Origin of the sequence: Microbacterium sp., assembly GCF_011620715.1 — a bacterium.
Taxonomy (GTDB): Bacteria; Actinomycetota; Actinomycetes; order Actinomycetales; family Microbacteriaceae; genus Microbacterium.
Genome location: NZ_WOYP01000086.1, coordinates 1 through 21,669, shown reverse-complemented (window position 1 = coordinate 21,669; position 21,669 = coordinate 1). Strand labels below are relative to the sequence as shown.

Here is a 21,669-nt window from a genome sequence, read left to right as displayed (position 1 = left end):
GGTCTCATTCTCGCGGTCGCTGCGGCCGCAGGTCGCCGTGTTACGGCTGTCCGGCCCCAGCGAGTGCGGTGCACGCATCGACCTCGGCGCAGACGGAAGACGCCCCGGCCGGGACTGCCGAAAGCAGCCGCGCCGGGGCATCCCCGATGAAGCCGATCCTCAGGCGCGCGCGGCCTCTGAGACCCGGCGAGCGGCGGCCAGCGCCTGCTCGAGGTCGGCCCTGAGGTCCTCGATGTTCTCGAGTCCGACCGAGAGGCGCACCAGGCCCGGCGTCACGCCGGTGGTGAGCTGCTGCTCGGGCGTGAGCTGCGAGTGGGTCGTCGAGGCGGGGTGGATGACCAGCGAGCGCACGTCGCCGATGTTGGCGAGGTGGCTGAACAGGGTGAGGCTGTTGACGAACTCTCGCCCGGCCTCGACTCCGCCCTTGAGCTCGAACGACAGCACCGCGCCGACGCCCTTGGGCGCGTACTCGTTCGCCTTGGCATACCAGGGCGACGAAGGCAGACCCGAGTAGTTGACCGATGCGACGTCGCTCTGCTCCTCGAGCCACTCCGCGATCTCCTGCGCGTTCTGCACGTGGCGCTCGATGCGCAGCGACAGGGTCTCGATGCCCTGGATGAGCAGCCACGCGCTCTGCGGCGAGATGGCGGCGCCCAGGTCGCGCAGCAGCTGCACGCGGGCCTTGATGATGTATGCCAGGCCGTCGCCGACCGCGGCCGTGTACGAGGCGCCGTGGTAGCTCGGGTCGGGAACGGTCAGGCCCGGGAACTTGTCGACGTTCTTGGACCACTCGAACCTGCCGCCGTCGACGATCACACCGCCGATCACGGTGCCGTGGCCGCCGAGGAACTTCGTGGCCGAGTGCACGACGATGTCGGCGCCGAACTCGAAGGGCTTGATGAGGTAGGGCGTCGCGATCGTGTTGTCGACGATGAGCGGGATGCCGTTCTCGTGCGCGATGTCGGCGACGAGGCGGATGTCGAGGATGTTGATCTTCGGGTTTCCGATCGTCTCGGCGAAGAACAGCTTCGTGTTGGGACGCACCGCTGCGGCCCACTCCTGGGCGTCGTCCTGGTTCTCGACGAACGTGACGTCGATGCCGAGCTTCTTGAGCGTGTACTTGAAGAGGTTGTACGTGCCGCCGTAGATCGAGCTCGACGAGACGATGTGATCGCCCGCTTCGGCGATGTTGAGGACCGCGAACGTCTCGGCGGCCTGGCCGCTCGCCACGAGCAGGGCGCCGGTGCCGCCCTCGAGCGCTGCGACGCGCTGCTCGACGACATCCTGGGTCGGGTTCTGGATGCGGGTGTAGATGTTGCCGAACTCCGCCAGCGCGAAAAGGTTCGCGGCGTGGGTCGTGTCGTCGAAGACGTACGAAGTCGTCTGGTAGATCGGCGTGGCGCGAGCCTTCGTGACCGGGTCCGGCTGGGCGCCGGAGTGGATCTGCTTGGTCTCGAAGCGCCAGTTCTCGGGTGCGGACATGTGCGTGCTCCATTGCTTGAGTCGATACGGGTATGTCGATCGGCGGCGGCGGACGCTGCGGCCTTCATCGAGAGTAGGGATGCCGCGTCCTGTCAACAACGGAAGGGAAATGTTACGTAACACCGATGGGTTCGCGCGCGCGCGAACCTGGGTAGCGTTGACGCATGGCAACGCGACGTGCAGTGGTGACAGGAGCGAGTTCGGGCATCGGCGAGGCCGTGGTGCGGGCGCTGCGCTCGACCGGCTGGGACGTCGTCGGGGTCGCCCGGCGCGCTGACCGCCTGCGGGCACTCGAGCGCGAGACCGGCGCGGTCGCGTTCGCCGCCGACCTGACCCGTCAGGAGGACGTCGATGCGCTCGCCGCCTGGATCGCCGAGACCGGACCCGTTCATGCGCTCGTCAACGTCGCGGGCGGGGCGCGCGGCACGGACCGCGTCGAGGACGCGAAGCCTGCGGACTGGCAGTGGATGTTCGAGGTCAACGTCTTGTCGGCGCAGCGGCTCGTCGCCGCCCTGCTCCCGCAGCTGCGCGAGGCGGCGGCATCCGCCGGCCACGCGGACACGCTCTTCGTCACCTCCACCGCCGCAGTGACCGCCTACCCCGGCGGGTCGGGTTACAACGCAGCCAAGGCGGCCGAGGCCATGATCGCCCATGTGCTCCGGCTGGAGCTGAACGGCGAGCCGATCCGGGTCACCGAGGTCGCTCCCGGAATGGTCTTCACCGAGGAGTTCACGCTCAACCGTCTCGGAGGCGATCGGGATGCCGCCAAGCGCGTCTACGAGGGCGTCGAGAAGCCGCTGAGGGCGACCGATGTCGCGGATGTCATCGCCTATGCGCTCAACGCTCCGGGCCACGTGAACCTCGACCTGATCACGATGCGCCCCGTCGCGCAGTCCGCCCAGCACCTGCTGGCCCGCGGACCGCTGCGGGTGCGCGGCGGCTCCGACTGACGCCGGCACCCACCCGCACACCGATCACGACGCAGGAGGCAGCCCGAATGACGGACAGGGAACCGTCACCCTCGACCGCTCGGCCGGCGCCGAGGGAGCCTGACCCCGTGGCCCCGACGCTGGCCGAACTCGCCGATGCGGGGCTGATGGATGCGGGCTGGGCCGCCGCGCTCGAACCGGTCGCCCCCGACATCGCCGCGCTCGGCGAACGACTGCGCGCCGAGGTCGCCGCCGGACGCCGGTACCTTCCCGCCGGGGAGCACGTGCTGCGCGCCTTCCAGCGACCGCTCGCCGACGTCAAGGTGCTCATCGTCGGGCAGGACCCCTACCCGACGCCCGGTCATCCGATCGGATTGGCCTTCGCCGCCGAGAAGCACGTGCGCCCGCTGCCGCGAAGCCTCTCGAACGTCTATCAGGAGCTGAACGCGGATCTCGGCATCCCGCGGCCATCGCATGGCGATTTGTCGGCGTGGAGCGACCAGGGCGTCATGCTGCTGAACAGAGTGCTGACCGTCGCACCCGGAGCGCCGGCATCTCACCGCGGGTGGGGGTGGGAGAAGGTCACCGAGCACGCCATCCGCGAGCTGACCGCCCGCGGTGGATCGCTCGTCGCGATCCTGTGGGGGAGGGATGCCGCGAACCTGCGACCCCTGCTCGGATCCACTCCGATAGTGGAGTCGCCGCATCCGTCGCCGCTGTCCGCCGGTCGCGGGTTCTTCGGGTCGCGACCGTTCTCGCGCGCGAACGATCTCCTCGTGAAGCAAGGCGCCGCGCCGGTCGACTGGTCCATCCCGGCCTGAGCGTATGCTGTCGGAATGCTCGAGGAGGAATACGACCGGGATCGTCGCCGGCTGCCGTGGCACCTCCGCAAACCGGCCCCACCCGAGCCGGATTTCTCATACGAGATCCGGCCGGTCGAAGATCGCGACATCCCGGACATCCGCGAGATCTACAACTACTACGTGACCAACTCGGTCGTCACCTTCGACGAGAAGAAGTGGACCCTCGCGCAGTGGCGCGGCAAGGCCGCGCACCTCGCGAAGCTCGGGCTGCCGTTCCTGGTCGCGCAGTCGCCGTCCGGCCAGATCCTCGGGTACGCCCTGGTGCAGCCGATGTCGAGCAAGTCGGCCTACCGGTTCTCGGTCGAGAACTCGATCTACCTCGGGCACGCCGCGGCCGGCAAGGGCCTGGGCCGTGCGTTGCTGGAGGCGCTGATCGAGGCGTGCGAGCAGGCCGGTATCCGCGAGATCGTCGCGGTGATCAGCGACAAGGGCGCCGAGGCATCCGTCGCTCTCCACGAGAAGCTCGGATTCGTCGAGGTCGGCCGGATGGGCCGGGTCGGCTTCAAATTCGGGCGCTGGCTGGGCACGATCCACCTGCAGAAGCACCTCAATCCGGTCAAGAGGAAGGGCCTGTTCCGACGCTGATCAGGCGGCGCCAGGGTCGATCGCCGGGATCGAGGCCAGCAGGCGCCGGGTATAGGCGACCTGAGGCTGCATCAGCACCTTCTCGGTCGGACCGTCCTCGACGATGCGGCCGTCCTTCATGACGACCACCTCGTCGCACAGGTTCTGCACCACCCCGATGTCGTGGGAGACGAGCACGAGGGTGAGACCGTCGCGCACGCGCAGCTCACTCAGCAGCTCGAGGATCTGCGCGCGGACGGTGACATCGAGCGCCGACAGCGGCTCGTCTCCGACGAGCAGACGCGGGCGGTGCACGACCGCCCGGGCGATCGCGATCCGCTGTCGCTGGCCCCCCGAGAACTCGTGCGGGAACCGGTCGGCCATCCCCGCCTCGAGTCCGACCTCTTCCAGGACCTCGCGCACGCGTGCGCGCTGGTCTCCCTCGATGCCGAGCGCCCACAGCGGCTCGCCGACGATGCGCCCGATGCTCATCCGGGGGTCGAGCGAGGCATACGGGTCCTGGAAGACGATGCCGGTGTCGCGGCGAAGCCAATGCAGGGCGCGCGCCTTGGCCGCGGCATCCACCGGTCTTCCGTCGAATTCGACGGTGCCCGACGTGGGGGTGTCCAGTCCGAGCAGCAGACGCACCAGCGTCGACTTGCCCGAGCCGGACTCGCCGATGATCCCGACCGCCGATCCGGCCCGCACGTCGAGGTCGGCGTCATCGAGAGCGGTCATATACGTCGTGCGCTCGAACAGGCCCGACTTGGGCACCGGATGCCGGCGGGTGAGCCCCCGCGCCCGGATCAATGCCTGGCTCATGCGGCGCCGCCGTTCTGCGCAGGGTCTTTCTGGGGCTCCGCCCCAGACCCCCGGCTCGCTGCCGCAGGGTCTTTCTGGGGCTCCGCCCCAGACCCCCGGCTCGCTGCCGCAGGGTCTTTCTGGGGCTCCGCCCCAGACCCCCGGCTCGCTGCCGCGCCGCCAGGCCGCCAGAGCGTCGCCGTCGCGTCGCGGAGAAGCCCCTGCGTGACGAGCGACGCGGGCGCGCTCAGGAGCGTCGAGACAGGAGCGGTCTCGACCACACGTCCGGCCTCGAGCACCACGCCGTGAGTGGCGATCTGTGAGAGCACGGCGAGGTCGTGCGTGATGAACACGAGCGACATGCCATCGTCCTCGACGAGCGAAAGGAGCAACTCGAGGATCTCGGCCTGGATCGTGACATCGAGCGCGGTCGTCGGCTCGTCCGCGATCAGCAGGCGCGGCCGGCACGCGAGCGCCATCGCGATCGCCGCGCGCTGCCGCTGGCCCCCGGAGAGCTGATGGGGGTAGCGCGCCACGATGCGCTCGGGGTCGGGCAGGGCGACGCGGGATGCCTCGGCCACTGCACGTGCGCGGGCCTGGGTGCGCGAGAGCCCCTCGTGGATGCGCACCGACTCGCCGATCTGCCGCCCGATCGTGCGGATCGGGTTGAGCGCGGTGCGCGGCTCCTGGAACACGATGCCGATCTCGGCTCCGCGAATCGTCGCCAGCTCGCGGTCGGGCATGCCGATCAGCTCACGTCCGTTCCAGCGCACGCTGCCCCCGGCGACGGCGTCGTCGGGGAGCAGCCCGAGGACAGCGAGGGCCGTCAGGGATTTTCCCGAGCCCGACTCGCCGATCAGCCCGACGCGGGCGCCGTCGGGGACGTCGAACGAGACCCCGTCCACCACGCGGCGCTCGCCGATGTCTACGGTCAGGCCGGTGACCTCGAGCGTCATGCGACCACCTCCGGGACGTGCCGGATCGCTCCGCGGGGTGGATGCAGGGGGTCACGGCCGTGCGAGAGCGTGGGGTCCGTCGCCTCGCGCAGGGCATCGCCGAGCAGGTTCAGCCCGAGCACGGTGAAGGTGATCGCCAGGCCCGGCCAGAGCACCGACAGCGGGTAGACGGTGATGTACTGCTGGAGTTCGGCCAGGAGCAGGCCCCACGAGGGCTCGGTCACGGGTGCGCCGAAGCCGAGGTATGACAGGCCGGCCTCGGCGAGCACCGCGACGGCCATGCCCCACGACAGCTGCACGATGAACACCGGTGCGACGTTCGGCATGAGGTGGCGCCAGAGATTCTGCAGCGGGGAGAGCCCGCAGGCCCGGCCGGCGAGCACGAAGTCGCTGTGCAGCACCCGGCGCAGCTCGGGTCTGGTGACGCGCGCGATGTTGACGCCGAAGCCGATGCCGACCGACCAGATCACCACGGCCAGCGAGCCGCCCCACACCGCGCTGATCATCATCGCGATGATGAGCACGGGGAAGGCGATCAGGATGTCCACGATCACAGCCACCGATTCGCGCAGCACGCGCGCGGTGAGTGCACCGAGCGCGGCCAGAGCCACCCCGATCACCGTGGCGATCGCGCCGGCACCCACCGCGACCACGACCGTGGTTCGTGAACCCGCGATCAGGAGGCTCAGGATGTCGCGCCCGGTGCCGTCCGTGCCGAGCAGGTTCGGCCACCCAGGCAGTGCCCAGCGGTTGGCGATCTCGACCTGACGCGGGTCGAACGGGGTCCACCAGCGCGCGATCAGCGCCGTGATCGCGACGACCGCGACGACGATGAGCCCGAATCGGCCCGTGGACAGGTTCCACAGCCGGCGCAGCCACGCCCAGCGCCGGCGGCGGGCCGTGCGGCGCGAGTCGATGCGAGCGGCATCCGTCCCGGGGTCGGTCACGTCGCCTCCCGCTGCCGGGGGTCGATCACGCGGTGGACGATGTCGACCACGAAGCCGATCACCAGCACGAAGCCGGTGAGCACCAGCAGCTCGCCCTGCACCTTGGGCAGATCGCGCGCGCTCACGTCGGCCACCAGCATCCGTCCGATGCCGGGGAGCGAGAACAGCTGCTCAATCACGACGGCGCCGACGATGATCCCGGCCACCTGCAGCCCCAGCACCGTGATGACCGACAGGCCGACGTTCGGCAGGCCGTGGCGGATCAGCGCCGCATTGCGGGTGAGCCCCTTGGCCGCGGCGGTGCGCACGTAGTCCTGACCGACCGCCTGCATCGTGGCGCTGCGCACGAAGCGCATGAGCATCGCGCCCTCGACGATGCCGATCGTCAGGGCGGGAAGCAGCAGCGAACGCAACGCTGCGGCCGGATCGTTCCAGCCGACCCGCGGGAACCCTTGCGCGGGCAGCCAGCCCAACCACACCGAGAAGACGACGACGAACATCATGCCCGCCCAGACCACCGGCACGGCCGCCAGTGCCTGAGCGCCCACGCTGAGTGCCGTGCCGCTGCCGCGACCGCGGCCCATGGCCGAGATCACGCCGAGCGGAAGGCTGAACAGCAGCGCGATCGTGAGCGACATGATCCCGAGCGGCACGGTGACCTGTGCCTTCTCGGCGAGTTCGGAACTCACACTCGAACCGGTCAGCAGCGAGGTGCCCAGGTCGCCCCGGAAGACGCCGCCCATCCACTCCAGATACTGGACCGGCAGCGGCTGGTTCAATCCCAGTCGCTCCCGGATCGCCTCGATCTGCTGCGGCGTGCTGTTGGTGCCGGCGATCAGCTGCGCGATATCACCGGGAAGCACTCGCAGAGTGAGGAAGATCAGCACGCTGGCGACGAGAAGCCCGAGCAGAAGAAGGGCCGTTCGTGTCAGCGTGTACCGGATCACCCGTTGCTCTTGGCGAGCTCTGCGAGGTTGAGGCGCTCGTTCACGTTGATCGAGGGCATACCCGTGATGTCCGTGCCGACCGCCACGACGGAGGCCCCGTTGAAGAGCCAGTCGCCGGCGGCGTCTTCGGACACGATGAGCGCGGCCTGCGCGAGCAGGTCTGCGGCCTCGGCCTCGTCGGTCGCGGCGAGCGACTGTGCGTACAGGTCCTGCACCTGGGCGTTGTCGTACGTGAAGTAGTAGTCCGGGTTGGCCCAGTTCTCGAAGTCGCGCGCCTCGGTGTGCAGCACGAAGCTGAGGTCATAGTCCTTGTTGATGTAGACGTCGTTCAGCCACGTCGGGAAGTCGACCGAGTTGACCTGCAGCGTGATGCCGACCTCGTTCAGATCCGACACGAGGATCTGCGGGATCGCCGTGGAGTAGAAGCTCGGGATCGTCAGCTCGAGGGTGAGGTCCTCCGCGCCGGCTTCCGCCAGCAGCGCTTTGGCCGCCTCGGGGTCGTAGGGGGCGACATCCGACAGGTCTTCATAGCCGGGGTCCAGAGACGGGATCGGACCGTACAGCGTTTCGCCCGAGGCCAGCGCCTCCACGAACGCGTCGTGGTCGATGGCCTGGCGGATCGCCTGGCGCACGCGCTCGTCGGCGAGCGGGCTGCCCGGGGCCTGGTTGAACGCGAGAGTGCCCTTGTCTGTGGACGCGCCGAGGACCAGGGCGAAGTCGCCGGTCGCCTCGATCTGCTCCTTCAGGTTCGCGTCGAACCCGGTGACCGCATCCACCTCTCCGGCAAGTGCCGCGTTGAGGGCCGCCTGGTTGTCGGGGATGTAGTCGAAGACGATCTCGGCGACCTTCGCCGGTTCACCCCAATAGTCGGCGTAGCGCTCGAACGTGATGCTGTCGCCCTGCTTCCAGCTGGTCAGCTGAAAGGGACCGGTGCCGTTCGCCGCGGTCTTGTAGTCGACCGTGTCGTCCTCCTTGAAGATCAGGCCGGCGCGGCCGGTCATGTTCCACAGCAGGCTCGAGTCAGGTTCGGTCAGGGTGAGGATGACCTCCTGCCCATTCGCGGTGATCGAGGCGACATCGGCGAGCCGAGCGGAGTCGAGCCACTCCGGGGTGTCCTTGCGGGTCTGCAGCGACCACACGACATCCTGCGGGGTGAGTTCCTGGCCGTCGTGGAAGGTGACGCCCTCACGCAGCGTGAACGTGTATGTCAGGCCGTCGTCCGAGACGGTCCAGTCCTCGGCCAGCGCCGGGACGATGTCCTGCTCGGGGGTGCGGGAGACCAGGCCCTGATAGACGTTGTCGACCAGGATCTGGTCCAATGCCGCCCCCGCCGTCTCGCGGATGTCGAGGTTGCCCGGCTCGAGCACGAGACGGATGACCGCCGACGCGTCGGGGTCGGTTTCGGCTGTGACCGTGGGGCTGGGCGTCGAACCGCCGGTGCAGGCGGTGAGCAGCAGCGCTCCGGCGGCGAGCAGGGCGGTGGCGGCAAGGGTGGTACGGCGGAGCATAGGGGTCCTTTCGGAAGATCATCCGTAGCTGTTCGGATGCATCGGGAGGGCGACTCCGATGATCTCAAGTCGCTCCGATAGTCCAGCCTAGAGAACCCGCGGACCTCGCGAGGTGCGTTCTACCCGGAATGCAACACAAGCGTTAGCCCTTCCCCGCGGCAGTCCGCAGGCGCGCACCGAGGTCGGCTGGGATCTCCTCCTGCACATTGTGGCCAGAGGGCACGACCTCGACGGATGCAGCGGGCACCAGTACCTGGAACTCGGCGGCGTTCGCGTCTGTGACGTAGCCGTGGTCTCCGCGGATGAGCAGGGTGGGCGCCGTGACGGCGGCGAGGTCGTCCCAGCCCGTCACCGAGAGCACGCCCGCCGCGGCGTCCTGCTGGGCGGCCGCCGCGGCGGCGAGTTCGGGGGAGGCCGCCATCGCGGCGGCCAGGTGCGCGAAGTGATGCTTCCATTCGAACCGGCCGTCGGGCCGCATCCGCGAGTTGAGGTAGACGCCGCGCTCGGCCGCCGTGCGCGCTCCCCCGAGACCGAAGGCAAGCGCGCGATCGACCATCTCGTCCCGGGTGGCCCAGTCGGTCGGGCCCGCGAAGAATCCGCTGATCTGGGTGGGTCCGGCGTTCGGATCGACGCCCGGGGTGATGTCGATGATGACGAGTTCACGGACCAGCTCGGGGTGGGATGCCGCGACCGCCGCCGCCGTGAGACCGCCCAGCGACTGCCCGACCAGCAGCTGCGGCCCGGCGGTCCACGTCTCGATTCCCGTGGCGACGTCCGGCGCCAGGGCCCGACCGGTGTAGGCGAGGTCGGCACGCCAGGATGAGTCGCCGTGGCCGGGCAGGTCGATCGCAAGGGCCGGCAGGCCGAGCGCGAGAATCGTCGTGTCCCAGGTGTGGGCGTTCAGTCCGGCCCCGTGCAGGAACGTCACCACGGGCGGGCCGTCGCCGTATCGCAGTGCGCTGAGGGTGCGCCCGTCGGCGAGTTTCAGCCGCACGCGTTCGCCGTGAGGAAGCGGCGCGTCGATGCCGAGGTCCGCAGCCTGCTCGGGGAGGAAGGAGAACTCGTCGATGGGTTCGATCACCGTCCCATTCTGCCTCGTCCGGCCAGTGCCGCGGCCCGCTCGGTAGGATGACGTCATGAGCGAACCGGCCCGCGTGCGCCCGCCGAGGTCCGCACAGCAGGTCTCCCCGACGATCCACATGTCCGGGGGCTTCGCCGGCCGGGACGCCGCTTCGGGCGCGGCCCGGTGAGCGCCGCCGATCCGGTCGTTCCCGGTGCCGTCAACTTCCGCGACGTCGGGGGGCTGCCCGCAGGGTCGGCGCGCACCAGATCGGGCATGCTCTTCCGTTCGGGCAATCTCGCCCAGCTCGATGGCGCGGGTGTCGCCGCGATCGGCCGTCTCGGCATCCGCCGCATCATCGACCTGCGCGCCGACGACGAGGTCGACCACGCGCCCAGCAGGGTGCAGGGTCTGCCCGTGCACACGCAGCGCGTGCCCCTGTTCCTCGGTTCGGTGGCTTCCTTCTTCGCCGATGACATTTCGCTCGAGGAGATGTACCGCCGCCTGGTCGAGGACTCCGCCGAGAACGTCGTGGCCGTCGTGCGGGGGATCGTCGCCGATCAGCCGGTGCTCGTGCACTGCACGGTGGGCAAGGACCGTACCGGGGTGACCGTGGCGCTCGCGCTCGCCGCGGCGGGGGTGGAGCGCGAGGCGGTGGTCGCCGACTACGCCCGCACCGAGGGGCTGCTGCCCCGGTGGCGCAACACCCGTGTCGTGGACAAGCTCCGATCGATGCACCCCGAAGCCGTGCACCTCGAAGACCTTGCGACGCGCTCGCCGGCGCCGGTCATGCGCGAGATGCTCGCGAACATCACCGCGCGGTACGGATCTGCCGCCGACTATCTGCGCGCGCACGGAATGGACGATGACGAAGTGGTCGAGCTGCGCCGGGTCCTGCTCGAACCCGTCTGAGGGTCACCGCGAGCCGGCACCGCCGACATCGTCGATCAGCCACGTCAGCGCGAAGAGCGTGTACGCGGCACGTAGTTGCCGTTCTCGAGCCCGGCTTCGATCTCGAACCGGTTGCGCAGCGGATCGCGCCCCGCGATCAGATAGAGCAGCGGCATCAGGAGGCCGTAGCGGCGCCATTGCTGGGCATGGACGGCTTCGTGGGCCAGCACGCGCTCGGTCACCGCGTCGTCGCCGGTGAGGTAGCAGCCTCCGACGCACACGCCCCCGCGGCGGAAGGCCCAGCGCGGCATCCCGCGGAAGACCCACAGCCCGGCGCGCCTGTGGACGCGCCCGGTGCTCCAGATCGAGCCCCAGATCCAGCCGACCGCTGTGCCGTAGACGTAGCCGGCGTGGCTCAGCGGCGAGTCCAGGAACGGCAGGAACCGGTCGATCCGGTGGCCGCGCGCGACCGCACGATCGGCGGCCTCGCGCCATCCGGCGGGCGGAGCCGGGATCGGACTCATGCGAGCGCCCCGACGATCCTCAGGATCGTGCCGAGGTCGTCGACGGCGGCCTCGGGCGATGCGGGCGCGAAGCCCGTGATGCTCGATCCGACCAGTGGCGCCACCCTCCGCACTCCCGAGATCGCGGCGAGCAGATCGGGCAGAGACACGCCGAAGGGGACGGATGCCGTCACCCCGCTCATCGCGCCGGGATCCAGCACGTCGAGGTCGACGTGGATGTAGACGGCCGTCGCGCCGGTCGCCGCGACCGCGGCGGCGAGCGCGCCGGGATCGCTGAGCTCGCTCGCCTCGAGCGTGGTCAGGGCGAGTGCGATCGCCGCGTCCTCTTCGGCGGGCTCGTATTCGCGTGCACCGGCCAGCACGAGGCGGTCGGTGGTCACGCCTCCCGGTGCGAGCACCAATCCTTCTGCACCCTCCCCGAGGATCGCGCGCAGCGCCATACCGCTGAACGCGCCGGAGGTGGAGGAGTCGGGTGTGTGCAGATCGGGGTGCGCGTCCAGCCACACCACGGCGAGATCCGGATGCCGCCGCACGGCGTGCCCGACCGCTCCGACCGCGACGCCGCAGTCCCCGCCGATCAGCATGACCGGTTCGGTGATCGGCGCGAGCTCCAGGTCGACGAGCTCGCGAGTGCGGCGCAGCGTGCTGAAGCGGTGCACTCCGGTCTCGACGGCTTCGCCCGCCTCGAGCGGAATGTCGACGGTCGTGCACGACGCGCGCGGCAGGTCGCCTGCGATCGCCTGCGCCCCGTCGATGAGCTGCATCGCGCGCGACGAGGGCGACCCCTGCCACTGCGGAACGATCACGAATCGGGCCATGTCTCATCCTCTCGCACCTGTCTCCAAGAGAACGGGCGGGGACTCGAGGAGTCCCCGCCCGTTCTCGCATCCGGTTACGGCGTGTACGGCGCCGTCGGCGCGTCGATCGCCTGCTGCGCGGGTGCGCCGCCGGCCTTGAGCTCAGCGAGCCGGGCTTCGACCTCGGTCAGCTCGCCCAAATCCTCCAGGCTGTTGAACTGTGCGTCGAGGCTCGATGCGGCCAGCTCCTCCTTGCCGGCGGCCAGAGCCTCCTGCCGGCGGACCTTGTCTTCGAACCGGCCCAGCTCGCTGGTCGGGTCCATGACGTCGATCGATTTGACCGCGTCGTGCACCTTGTTCTGCGCCTCGGCGGTCTTCGCCCGCGCGAGCAGCTCGCTGCGCTTGCTCTTGAGCTGCTCCAGCTTCTGCTTCATGCCGTTGAGGCCGTCCTTGAGCTTGGCGACGACCTCGGTCTGCGACTGGATCGTGGGCTCGACGGCCTTCGCCTCGCGCTCGGAGCTGATCTGGCGCTGCAGGGCGATCTTGGCGAGATTGTCGAACTTGTCGGCATCCGCAGTGCTGCCCGCCGCGCGCAGCTGGTCGGCCTTCTTGCTGGCCGCGAGAGCCTTGTTGCCCCATTCGGTGGCTTCCTGGAGGTCTTCCTCGTGGTCACGCTCCAGCAGCCGCAGGTTGCCGATGGTCTCGGCGATCGCCGATTCGGCGTCGGCGATGCTGTTGGTGAAGTCGCGGACGAGCTGGTCGAGCATCTTCTGAGGATCCTCGGCGGAGTCGAGCATCGAGTTGATGTTCGCCTTCAAGAGGGTCGAGATGCGACCGAAGATGGACTGCTTGGCCATCCTGGTTTCCTTCCTGTCGATGTTTCGGAACGTGTGGATCGTGAGTGGCGGGATGCGGGCGGTCGGGCCGTGATCAGAATCGACCACCTCCTCGGCGACCGCGTGTGCCGCCTCCGCCGAAGCTGCCGGGGCTGATGCGGCCTCTGCCGCGTCCGCCGCCGCCGCCGAGCATGCCGCCGAGTCCTCCCGAGGAGCTGCCGCGACTTGAGCTGCCGCCTCCGCCCAGGAGCGAGTTGATCACGATGCCGCCGAGCACGGCGCCCAGCATCCCGCCACCGCCGGAGCCGCCCCCGCCCCCGCTGCCGCCGAGCATGCCGCTCGAGCCCGGACCTTGGAACGCACTGACGTCGTTCTGGGCGTAATGGATGGCCTGGCCGGCGAGCTGGTTCGCGCGCTGGGCGTATTGCAGGGCCTGCTCAGGGCTCGCCGACTGCAGCTGCCGGGCCTGCACCAGGGCGGCTCCGGCCTCGGCCAGGCGGGTGCGCGCTTCGGCGCCGATCGCCCCGCGGCGCGCGACGATGTAGTCCTCCGCCGCCGAGACCTGGGCTTGTGCCTGCAGCACCTGCTGGCCGAGTATCTGCTGCGCCCGCTGCGCCGCGGCTTCGGCGTCCCGCACGCCGGCCACGACGCCGTCGATCTGCGCGTTCGCCGCTTCGAGTTCTTGCAGCGTCTGCAGCGGGCGCCGGGCGGCACCGGCGAGGCCGGCCTTCGCGGCATCCACCTGCTGCCTCGTGGCGGCGATCGCGGCGGCCACACGGCCGTCCGCATCGGGAAGGGCGGATGCCGCGGCGATGTCGCCCTCGAGCTCGGTGATCAGGGCCGCCGCGCTGCGCTCGCCGGCGGCGAAGTCACTGCCGAGCTTGTCGATCGCCTCCTCGAGCAGCAGGGCCTGGCCGACGGCCTCTTCGGCCGCCTTGATGCTGACAGCGGCTTCGCCGCCCTTGCCGGCGCCGATCGCGGCTTCGGCTGCGGCGAGCTGCTCGTCGGCGAACTGGATGCGCTGGCGCGCCTGGTCGGGGTTGTCGGCGACGGTGGCCAGGGCCTCGGGTGCGTAACCGGCGGCGAGGGTGCGCAGGTGATCGTCGGCGGCGTCGATGGATGCCGCGGCCTTCGCCCGCTGATCCTGCACGCGCGCGAGCGACTCGGGCGCATTCTGCTCGAGCCTGCGCAGCTCGTCGAACGCGGCCGCCTTCTCGTCCAGGCCCGCATTGGCTTCGTCGCACAGCCGGATGATGTCGGCGTTCCACGCGCGCGTCTGCTCTTCAGTGTCGGCGGTCGCGTCATCCAGCTGCTGCTTGAGCGTGAAGGCCCGGTTCAGATTCTCGCGGGCCGACTGCAGGGCCTGCTCGAACTCGACGGTCGCGGCGTCGCCGAACTGGGCTTTGGCGAATCCGAGCTCCTGGTCGCTCGTCTTGAGCGCGTCATCGGTCTCGACGAGCGCGGACGACGCGCGGCGGGCGAGCTCCTCGGTGCTGATCTGCTCGACCGCCCGAGCGCTGGCGGGGGTGCCGCCGGCCGTCTTGCGGCGGCGGCGGACGATCAGCACGACGACCAGGATCGCCACGGCCGCGATCACCAGGAAGATCACGAGTCCGGTGGGAAACCCGCTTCCGGACGAGGTCGCGGCCGTGCCCGACCCGCCGTCTGCGGCATCCTGCAGGCCGTCGGCGGCGGCATCCACCGCTCCGAGCCAGTCATCGGCGGCCAGCTGCGGCTGGATCAGCTGCTGCTCGATCGTTGCGAGCTGCTCCTGGCTCACAGGCCCTGCCGAATCGCCGGAGAGGTAGAACTGGCGGGAGTCGGTGGCGACGGCCAGAAGGTACTGGGTGGGACCGAGCCCGTTGGTCTCGGCCGTCGTGTTCGCCCAGTCCTCGGAGTCGGCAGGACCGGTGAACTCATCGACGAAGACGACCCACAGGTCGAGCCCGCTGTCGGTCTTCAGCTGTTCGAGCCGGTTCTGCGCCTGCGCCTGCCGGCTCGCCGAGAGCGCACCGACATCGTCGAGCACGTAGCCGGAGCCGAGCGTCACGGGTGGCGTCGCCGACACCGCACCCGCAGGTCCGAGGACCAGGCCCGCCGCGAAGATCGCACTCAGAGCAGTGGTGAGCGCCGGTGCCCATCGCGCACGCATCGTTCCCCTCCTGCTGGTAAAAGGCACGGGGACGCGCAGTGCTGGCCCCGAAGATCGAGTCTATGCAAGCGCGGCGTGGGCGCGGTAGGTGTTTCGACCGACGGCCGTGGGCGGGTCGCGGCGTCCTCGAGGCCGCTCCCGGGTAGCGTGTCGATCTCGGAGGTTCCATGGACGACCGCTACTCGACAGACGTGCTCGCCGACGGCTGGCGCACCCACGGGCACCGCCCGGTGGCCCGCATCGAGGCATCGCCAGATCTGGTGGTGGAGGTCGCGGCCGACGGATTCTGCGGGGCGGTCCTCGGCGTCTCGTCGGGTCTCGTCGAACTCGAGGACCGCGGTGGCCGTCGCCGCCTGTTCCCGCTCGGACCCGGCTTTCTGGTGGACGGCGCCGACGTCGTGCTCGTACAGCCGGCGGCTGTGGCGTCGCGGGCGCCGCAGCGCACCGCATCCGGTTCCTTCGCCGCCCCCTCCTCCCGCGCCCGGGTCGCGCGGGCCAGCCGCATCTTCGTGGAGGGCAAGCACGACGCCGAGCTGGTGGAGAAGGTGTGGGGCGACGATCTGCGGGCGGAAGGCGTGGTCGTCGAGTATCTGCAGGGAATCGATCTGCTCGAGGCAGCGCTTGACGCGGAGCCTCCGACTGCGCAACGCCGGTACGGCGTGCTCGTCGACCATCTCGTGCAGGGCTCCAAGGAGTCGCGCATCGCCGACGCGATCGGGCGCGGGCCGCATGGGCGTCATGTCCGGATCGTCGGGCACCCGTTCGTGGACGTGTGGCAGTGTGTCACGCCGCGCGCCATGGGCATCGCGAACTGGCCCGATGTGCCGCGCGGGATCGACATCAAGGTCGGCACGTGCCGCGCGCTCGGCTGGGCGTGGGAGACCCCGGCAGATCTGGCCAGGGCCTGGCAGCGCATCCTCGGCCGCGTACGGACCTACCGCGACCTCGAGCCGGCCCTGCTCGGCCGCGTCGAGGAGCTCATCGACTTCGTCACGGACTGAGTCCGCGTGGCGGGCGGCCAGCTGCCGTCCGGAGCCGTCGTGGTTAGCCTGGAAAGGTGTCCGAGCCCGCCGCGTTCCGCGATCGTCCCGTCTCGTTCGTGCGCCGCAACGGACGGATGACCGACGGGCAGGAGCGCGCCTGGACGGACCTCGCCCCCCGCTACGTCCTCCACGCGCCGCGCGACGAGGCCGCCACGAGCGTGCGACCCGGCGCGGCGATCGACCCGCGCGAGGTGTGGGGGCGGGATGCCGCGCTCATCGTCGAGGTCGGCTCAGGGCAGGGGCACGCGATCATCCACGCGGCATCTTCGCGACCCGACGACGACTTCCTCGCAGTCGAGGTGTTCACCGCCGGCCTCGCGCGCACGATGCTCGACGCCGAGAAGGCGGCTGTCCGCAACCTCCGGCTCGTCGAGGCCAATGCGCCCGAAGTCCTCGAGCACCTGCTGCCCCCGGGGTCGGTGGACGAGCTGTGGATCTTCTTCCCCGATCCGTGGCATAAGAACAAGCACAACAAGCGGCGGCTCGTCACGCCCGAATTCGCGGCGATCGCGGCTCGGGCGGTGACCGACGGCGGAGTGCTGCGGCTCGCCACCGACTGGGAGCAGTACGCGCGCCAGATGCGCGAGGTGCTCGATGCCGCACCCGAGTTCGCCCGTGCGTTCGAGGGCGAGTGGTCCGAGCGCTTCGAGGGCCGCGTGCTCACCGCGTTCGAGCGCAAGGGGACGCGCGCGGGGCGGGAGATCCGCGATCTGGCATACATCCGCCGCGTTCGGGAATGACCGCGCCGAGGGAAGGTTGGCGAATCCGCTGACAGACTGAAGGGGTGCCCGCCCATCCCGCCGTCGTGCTCGGCATCCGTCCGACGCTCTCCGTCGGGCTGATCCCGGCCCTGTTCGTATGCCTCGCGGCGCCGGCGTTCTTCGTCGTCCGCCTGCCATGGCTCGGGTGGGCACTGCTGGCGGCCGGGATGCTGGTCGCCTGGCTCGTCCGCGCAAAGACGGATGCCGAGGCCGAAACTGCGAGAGCCAGTGTGCTCACCGCATCCGACGCGGCGCCCACCCGCACGCCGAGCCTGCCGCGCGACCTCTCCCTGATCGCCCTCGGGCTGCTGATCGTCAGCGTCATCGACCTGAAGGCCGAGCTGGACAACCTCGCGTTCCTGCGCTTCGGCCTCGCGCTCGGCGGTGCCGTTGCGGTGCCATACATCCTCTCGCGCTTCGTGTACCGCGACTATGCGATCCGCTTCCCGTGGCGCGGTGGCGGACGCTGGACGAGGTTCCAGTGGAGCTGGCTGGTCGGAGTGCTCGTGCTGGGGTGGGTGCTCCTGCCGTTCTACTTCATCACCTCGGGCGTGTACATGAACTGGCCGGTGGTGAACACCCCCGAGCTGATCGCGCGGCTGTTCGTGGGCGTCGGGGCGGTCGGAATCTGGGACGAATTGTTCTTCATCTGCACCGTCTTCACGCTTCTGCGTCGGCACTTCCCGGACTGGCAGGCGAACCTGCTGCAGGCGATCGTGTTCGTGTCGTTCCTGTGGGAACTCGGCTATCAGGCGTGGGGGCCTGTGCTGACGATCCCGTTCGCGCTCGTGCAGGCGTACATCTTCAAGCGAACGCGCTCCCTGACCTACGTGGTCACCGTGCACCTGCTCTTCGACGCGGTGGTGTTCCTGGTGCTGGTGCATGCGCACAATCCGGGGCTGCTCGACGGACTGTTCCTCGTCTGACCCGGCCGCCACTCTCATCCACGCAATTGCGCGGTTACGTTGCCCACGTACTGATAGACCGAAGCAAGCGCCCATCGACGGCAAGCCTGTCACGCGCTAGACACCGGGGTCAGGGATGCCCCCGCTGAGAGGCTGACCCAGCCTCGCCCCGTTCGCAGCTGAGCAGCCGCGACTCGCTGACTTCAGCCGCGGCCGAGCTCCCTTGCGCGTGTCTGACGTGCGACGACTGCCGCGAGTCGGTCGAGGGCCTCGGCGCCGTCTGGAACGTACGCCCATGTCGCGGGCTTCAGGCGCGCATTCCCGACCGCATTTGCAACGCGTGAGAGTTCGAGGTTGTCCATCGGGTCGCTCCGCACATCTCTTGGCAGCAGCATGCTGGCAAGGACCACGAGGTCGCCGAGGTGCCGATCACGGTTGTTGTCGAGGGTCACCGTGTGCGCCGAGGACTTGGCGATGATGGCGCCGAGTAGCGTCGGCCGCGGGATGCTGCCCACGCGATCGCCGACTTTCACCTCGACGATCTCCGTGCGGTTCAGCACCTTCTGGGCGCCTGGCGTTGCGATTGTCCTGCCGCCGCCTGCACCGGGCTTTTTCGCCGCGTACTCGCCGAGGTGGCGTGGGATAAGCAGGTCGACGACGGCCTTTGCTTTGGCCCATCGGTGCTGAACACCGTCGCTGTTCGTCTTGGGGGTGAAGCCCATCTGCTGCAGCGCCGCAGTGACCTCGAGGTGGATGTCCGGGTGCTCGCGAACATCGAGCACAGCATCCGCGTCGTCGGTGGGTCGGGCCATGGACCTGCCGCGCTCCGCGCACCACAGGTGCACAAGCTGCCCACCCACGAGCGCCCAGCCGTCGGGGATGACCTCGTACAGGTCCATCAGCGCGTGCCAGCCAGCTTCTTGCGCCTCCGTCATAACAGGCATGACGATCGGCTGATCAGGCACGCGGGCCGTTCTGAGCAAGCAGCAACGCCGCCTGCTGCTCCTCGCGAGCATCGCCGTCTGAGAGGTCGGCGGCCACGGCTAGCCACGGCAGTGGAACGGGTACCGGCCGGTGCACCTTACGTAGCACGACGTTCTCCGGCCCGCGGGCAGGCACGAGTAGGTGATCACCGACGAAGTCGTCGAAGTCGACGTCCTGGACGTAACCTTCGGCGTAGTCGCCGACGGAGATGCCCGAACGCGGATCGCTCTTTCCAGAGGGAACGAACCGGTCGTCCTCGAGCAGCCCACCAGGATCCGGCGCCGACCATCGCGAGAGCTCCGCGCGGCGGGCCAGCGCGGCGTTCAGAGCGCGTACGGAGTCCTCGGACGCCAGCAGCGCGCTCCACCGGCTCTTGAGCCTGGATCGTTCGGACTGGGAGAGCTCAATGGGGACCTTGCCCTGCACCAGATCTATGAGGCCCCATGCGACGCGTTCGCTGAATGGGCGCCCGGCGGGCTTGCCGGCGGCGTTAAGGCTTGCTGCATCGACTAGCCACCGACCGCCGATCATGTCGCCTCGCAAGATGCCGCTCTGCAGCATTGCGCGCACGCGCTGCTGCGACAACGAGAGCTGCTCGGCCGCATCACTGACACTCAATTGCACCATGACTAAATTATTGCGGTTTCGCAATAGTTCAGTCAAGTCGGTCACGCGTGTCAACCTCGGTCACAGGTTCAGCGTCGACGTCGCGCCGATAGCGAAGGTGCCTCTCCACGACCTGCACACCGTCGTCGTCGTCGACGACGTCGCGCTCATTCTCCTGGTGCTCCCGCTGATCGTCCCCGCTACGCCTGCGCTCTGCTGACGATTGCTCCGCCTCGCGGCCCGAGATTCTTTTCCGACCCCTTGGGCGTGCTGGCTGGCGCACTTACGCAGGGTTGGGGCGGGCACGATAAGTGCACACCGCGCAGGTGCCGTCGACAACGAGCTTGTGGCCGTCGATGGCGCAGTTCCACCCCAATCCCGCGATCGTGTTCTGGCGGGCTTCGTGTGCTGTTCTGGCGCGCGCACAGGCGCCGCAGGGGTCCGAGGTGCCCACAGGATGCTTCGCGCATAAGGCATAAGGGGGAGTCCGCGTGACGCGTGACGGAACGCGCGGTCGCTGAGCTTGCCGATCCGGAGGCTGCCCAGCCATTCGGCGGGCAGTCGCGCTTCGACCATGACCGTCCGTTGGTCCGGATCAGGGCTCGACGCCCACTCGCGCAGCTCGCTGTGGGAAAGGCCCGCGATCAACTGCTGTTCGGCAATGGGTCAGAACACGTCAAGCTGCCGGCGTCGCGCAACGGTTGGTTCACGGTCGCCGTCCGCGCGGCGCAGGAAGACGATCCGACATTCCCGAGGGTCACACCCCATGACCTGCGACACACGGCCGCAAGCCTCGCCGTGCAGGCCGGCGCGCATGTCAAGGCTGTGCAGCGAATGCTCGGGCACGCGTCTGCCGCGATGACTCTCGATGTGTACGCGGATCTGTTCGATGACGATCTCGACGCGGTCGCGGCAGCTCTCGATCAGGCGAAGCGCTCCGCAAATGTTGTCACGGTGTTGTCACGAGAAAGGGACCGCAAGGCCTGAATGGCCCGCGATCCCTTGTCCCGACTGGTGCCCCCGACTGGAATCGAACCAGCGACCTTTGGTACCGGAAACCAACGCTCTATCCCCTGAGCTACGGAGGCGTACCGATCGAGGTTATCACCAGGGCCGTGAGGGCGCCGTCAGGGGCCGGTCATCACCGGGTCACCAGGTGCGTCGGTGGCGCGTGGAATCCGAGTTTCGTCCGGCGTCCGGAGCAATCGATCCGGCGTGCGAGGATACTTCGGTGCAACGCGTCGTGACCGCCGGAATGGATCTTGAACTGGGGTCGTCCGTCGACCTCATCTTCCAGGTCGCGGCGGCCCAGGATGTGCCCATCGTGAGCGAGGAACTGACCTTCACGCAGGGCGAACGCGTCTACACCCCGACCGAGATCGTCGACCAGTCCGGAAGCCGTCTGCACCGCTTCACCGGCGAGGCCGGACAACTCGAGGTGCGCTACGAGGCGAAGGTCGACGGGCAGACCACGAGCGGCCGCACGAGCGACCTCGAGGCGATCACCTACCTGCGTCCGAGCCGCTATTGCCAGTCCGACGAGGTCTTCGGTCAGGCGCGGCGGCAGTTCAAGGGCCTGCAGGGCCATGACCTCATCGCGGCGGTGTCGGAGTTCGTCTTCACGAGCACGACTTATACGCCGGGCCTGAGCCAGGGCACTGACAGCGCCGTCACGACGCTGATGACCGGCCGGGGCGTCTGCCGCGACTACGCGCACGTCGTCATCTCGCTGTTGCGGGCGATGGACATCCCCGCTCGCTACGCCGCGTGCTACGCCCCCGGCCTGCAGCCGATGGATTTCCACGCGGTCGCCGAGGCGTACCACGACGGCGCGTGGTACGTCATCGACGCGACTCGCCTCGCGAACCGCCGTTCGCTCGTGCGCATCGCGACGGGCCGGGATGCCGCAGACTGCGCCTTCCTCAGCTATCACGGCGGCCACGTCGGTCTCGCGCACATGCGCGTGGACGCGTGGGTCATGCCCGATGCGGCCCCGGCGGAAAAGGTCGAGGCTGACGGCCCGTCTGATGCGACGAAGCATGTGCTCGACGACGGGGATGCGGCCTACCATCCCTCGCCCGACGACTTCACGACGCTGATCCAGCTCGCCTGA

The 21,669-nt window shown here is 69.3% G+C and carries 20 protein-coding genes, 1 tRNA gene and 2 pseudogenes; 9 read left to right on the top strand and 14 right to left on the bottom strand.

Annotated elements, in window-relative coordinates:
• Nucleotides 1–159 precede the first annotated feature (159 nt).
• Nucleotides 160–1,482, bottom strand: a complete 1,323-nt coding sequence (locus QZV84_RS09140; protein WP_292828607.1) for a bifunctional o-acetylhomoserine/o-acetylserine sulfhydrylase — start codon at nt 1,480–1,482, stop codon at nt 160–162.
• A 164-nt stretch (nt 1,483–1,646) separates the two neighbouring features.
• On the opposite strand from QZV84_RS09140, the gene QZV84_RS09135 reads away from it, so the two are divergent.
• From QZV84_RS09135 to QZV84_RS09125, 3 genes are all read left to right on the top strand, one after another.
• The gene (locus QZV84_RS09135; RefSeq protein ID WP_292828604.1) at nt 1,647–2,432 is read left to right on the top strand and encodes an SDR family oxidoreductase; all 786 of its coding nucleotides are present in this window, start codon (nt 1,647–1,649) and stop codon (nt 2,430–2,432) included.
• A 107-nt stretch (nt 2,433–2,539) separates the two neighbouring features.
• The gene (locus QZV84_RS09130) at nt 2,540–3,232 is read left to right on the top strand and encodes a uracil-DNA glycosylase (protein ID WP_292828601.1); all 693 of its coding nucleotides are present in this window, start codon (nt 2,540–2,542) and stop codon (nt 3,230–3,232) included.
• 15 nt (nt 3,233–3,247) lie between these two features.
• On the top strand, nt 3,248–3,859 hold the full coding sequence (locus QZV84_RS09125) for a GNAT family N-acetyltransferase (RefSeq protein ID WP_292828598.1): 612 nt from the start codon (nt 3,248–3,250) through the stop codon (nt 3,857–3,859).
• Here QZV84_RS09125 and QZV84_RS09120 read toward each other — a convergent pair whose 3' ends face one another.
• The 6 genes and pseudogenes from QZV84_RS09120 to QZV84_RS09095 form a co-directional block, all read right to left on the bottom strand.
• The gene (locus QZV84_RS09120) at nt 3,860–4,660 is read right to left on the bottom strand and encodes an ATP-binding cassette domain-containing protein (protein WP_292828595.1); all 801 of its coding nucleotides are present in this window, start codon (nt 4,658–4,660) and stop codon (nt 3,860–3,862) included.
• A 149-nt stretch (nt 4,661–4,809) separates the two neighbouring features.
• Nucleotides 4,810–5,595: pseudogene (locus QZV84_RS09115) on the bottom strand (ABC transporter ATP-binding protein); the annotation flags it as partial.
• Nucleotides 5,592–6,512 carry an ABC transporter permease gene (locus QZV84_RS09110; RefSeq protein WP_292828694.1) on the bottom strand — a complete coding sequence of 307 codons (921 nt, stop codon included), beginning with the start codon at nt 6,510–6,512 and terminating at the stop codon, nt 5,592–5,594. The gene QZV84_RS09110 and the pseudogene QZV84_RS09115, both read right to left, overlap by 4 nt.
• A gap of 26 nt (nt 6,513–6,538) precedes the next feature.
• On the bottom strand, nt 6,539–7,489 hold the full coding sequence (locus QZV84_RS09105; RefSeq protein ID WP_292828591.1) for an ABC transporter permease: 951 nt from the start codon (nt 7,487–7,489) through the stop codon (nt 6,539–6,541).
• Complete coding sequence (locus QZV84_RS09100) at nt 7,486–8,997, bottom strand: ABC transporter substrate-binding protein (RefSeq protein ID WP_292828589.1); 1,512 nt, start codon at nt 8,995–8,997, stop codon at nt 7,486–7,488. The genes QZV84_RS09105 and QZV84_RS09100 overlap by 4 nt, the downstream gene beginning before the upstream one ends.
• Nucleotides 8,998–9,139: 142 nt before the next feature.
• Complete coding sequence (locus QZV84_RS09095) at nt 9,140–10,078, bottom strand: alpha/beta hydrolase (protein WP_292828586.1); 939 nt, start codon at nt 10,076–10,078, stop codon at nt 9,140–9,142.
• A 165-nt stretch (nt 10,079–10,243) separates the two neighbouring features.
• Here QZV84_RS09095 and QZV84_RS09090 point away from each other — a divergent pair, with 165 nt between their 5' ends.
• The gene (locus QZV84_RS09090; RefSeq protein WP_292828583.1) at nt 10,244–10,969 is read left to right on the top strand and encodes a tyrosine-protein phosphatase; all 726 of its coding nucleotides are present in this window, start codon (nt 10,244–10,246) and stop codon (nt 10,967–10,969) included.
• Nucleotides 10,970–11,013: 44 nt separating this feature from the next.
• Here QZV84_RS09090 and QZV84_RS09085 read toward each other — a convergent pair whose 3' ends face one another.
• From QZV84_RS09085 to QZV84_RS09070, 4 genes are all read right to left on the bottom strand, one after another.
• Entirely contained in the window at nt 11,014–11,472 is a 459-nt protein-coding gene (locus QZV84_RS09085) for a Fe-S oxidoreductase (protein ID WP_292828580.1), read from the bottom strand.
• Nucleotides 11,469–12,290: an arginase family protein gene (locus QZV84_RS09080; protein WP_292828577.1), complete on the bottom strand. Its 822-nt coding sequence runs from the start codon at nt 12,288–12,290 to the stop codon at nt 11,469–11,471. The genes QZV84_RS09085 and QZV84_RS09080 overlap by 4 nt, the downstream gene beginning before the upstream one ends.
• A 74-nt stretch (nt 12,291–12,364) precedes the next feature.
• Complete coding sequence (locus QZV84_RS09075) at nt 12,365–13,126, bottom strand: PspA/IM30 family protein (RefSeq protein ID WP_292828574.1); 762 nt, start codon at nt 13,124–13,126, stop codon at nt 12,365–12,367.
• 73 nt (nt 13,127–13,199) lie between these two features.
• Nucleotides 13,200–15,257: a TPM domain-containing protein gene (locus tag QZV84_RS09070; RefSeq protein WP_292828571.1), complete on the bottom strand. Its 2,058-nt coding sequence runs from the start codon at nt 15,255–15,257 to the stop codon at nt 13,200–13,202.
• 167 nt (nt 15,258–15,424) lie between these two features.
• Here QZV84_RS09070 and QZV84_RS09065 point away from each other — a divergent pair, with 167 nt between their 5' ends.
• The 3 genes from QZV84_RS09065 (at nt 15,425) to QZV84_RS09055 (ending at nt 17,987) form a co-directional block, all read left to right on the top strand.
• Entirely contained in the window at nt 15,425–16,258 is an 834-nt protein-coding gene (locus QZV84_RS09065) for a DUF3097 domain-containing protein (RefSeq protein WP_292828568.1), read from the top strand.
• Nucleotides 16,259–16,374: 116 nt separating this feature from the next.
• Entirely contained in the window at nt 16,375–17,040 is a 666-nt protein-coding gene (gene trmB / locus QZV84_RS09060) for a tRNA (guanosine(46)-N7)-methyltransferase TrmB (RefSeq protein ID WP_292828691.1), read from the top strand.
• Nucleotides 17,041–17,084: 44 nt separating this feature from the next.
• Complete coding sequence (locus QZV84_RS09055; protein ID WP_292828565.1) at nt 17,085–17,987, top strand: CPBP family intramembrane glutamic endopeptidase; 903 nt, start codon at nt 17,085–17,087, stop codon at nt 17,985–17,987.
• 182 nt (nt 17,988–18,169) lie between these two features.
• Here the strand turns inward: QZV84_RS09055 and QZV84_RS09050 are convergent, their stop codons facing one another.
• Together QZV84_RS09050 and QZV84_RS09045 are read right to left on the bottom strand one after the other, a co-directional pair.
• Nucleotides 18,170–18,931, bottom strand: a complete 762-nt coding sequence (locus tag QZV84_RS09050) for a hypothetical protein (protein ID WP_292828562.1) — start codon at nt 18,929–18,931, stop codon at nt 18,170–18,172.
• Entirely contained in the window at nt 18,924–19,622 is a 699-nt protein-coding gene (locus QZV84_RS09045) for a helix-turn-helix domain-containing protein (protein WP_292828559.1), read from the bottom strand. Before QZV84_RS09045 ends, QZV84_RS09050 begins: the two co-directional genes overlap by 8 nt.
• Nucleotides 19,623–20,171: 549 nt before the next feature.
• Here QZV84_RS09045 and QZV84_RS09040 point away from each other — a divergent pair.
• Nucleotides 20,172–20,543: pseudogene (locus tag QZV84_RS09040) on the top strand (tyrosine-type recombinase/integrase); the annotation flags it as partial.
• A gap of 25 nt (nt 20,544–20,568) precedes the next feature.
• Here QZV84_RS09040 and QZV84_RS09035 read toward each other — a convergent pair.
• Nucleotides 20,569–20,644 (bottom strand) — tRNA-Arg (locus tag QZV84_RS09035).
• A gap of 143 nt (nt 20,645–20,787) precedes the next feature.
• Between QZV84_RS09035 and QZV84_RS09030 the strand changes: the two genes are divergently transcribed.
• Nucleotides 20,788–21,669, top strand: coding sequence for a transglutaminase family protein (locus QZV84_RS09030; RefSeq protein WP_292828556.1), 882 nt, complete (start codon nt 20,788–20,790; stop codon nt 21,667–21,669).

What these genes read in the sequence shown, in the direction of transcription:
- QZV84_RS09140 (WP_292828607.1), bottom strand. Translation starts at nt 1,482, where the DNA reads ATGTCCGCACCCGAGAACTGGCGCTTCGAGACCAAGCAGATCCACTCC.
- QZV84_RS09135 (WP_292828604.1), top strand. Translation starts at nt 1,647, where the DNA reads ATGGCAACGCGACGTGCAGTGGTGACAGGAGCGAGTTCGGGCATCGGC.
- QZV84_RS09125 (WP_292828598.1), top strand. Translation starts at nt 3,248, where the DNA reads ATGCTCGAGGAGGAATACGACCGGGATCGTCGCCGGCTGCCGTGGCAC.
- QZV84_RS09120 (WP_292828595.1), bottom strand. Translation starts at nt 4,660, where the DNA reads ATGAGCCAGGCATTGATCCGGGCGCGGGGGCTCACCCGCCGGCATCCG.
- QZV84_RS09100 (WP_292828589.1), bottom strand. Translation starts at nt 8,997, where the DNA reads ATGCTCCGCCGTACCACCCTTGCCGCCACCGCCCTGCTCGCCGCCGGA.
- QZV84_RS09085 (WP_292828580.1), bottom strand. Translation starts at nt 11,472, where the DNA reads ATGAGTCCGATCCCGGCTCCGCCCGCCGGATGGCGCGAGGCCGCCGAT.
- QZV84_RS09080 (WP_292828577.1), bottom strand. Translation starts at nt 12,290, where the DNA reads ATGGCCCGATTCGTGATCGTTCCGCAGTGGCAGGGGTCGCCCTCGTCG.
- QZV84_RS09075 (WP_292828574.1), bottom strand. Translation starts at nt 13,126, where the DNA reads ATGGCCAAGCAGTCCATCTTCGGTCGCATCTCGACCCTCTTGAAGGCG.
- QZV84_RS09070 (WP_292828571.1), bottom strand. Translation starts at nt 15,257, where the DNA reads ATGCGTGCGCGATGGGCACCGGCGCTCACCACTGCTCTGAGTGCGATC.
- QZV84_RS09065 (WP_292828568.1), top strand. Translation starts at nt 15,425, where the DNA reads ATGGACGACCGCTACTCGACAGACGTGCTCGCCGACGGCTGGCGCACC.
- trmB (WP_292828691.1), top strand. Translation starts at nt 16,375, where the DNA reads ATGACCGACGGGCAGGAGCGCGCCTGGACGGACCTCGCCCCCCGCTAC.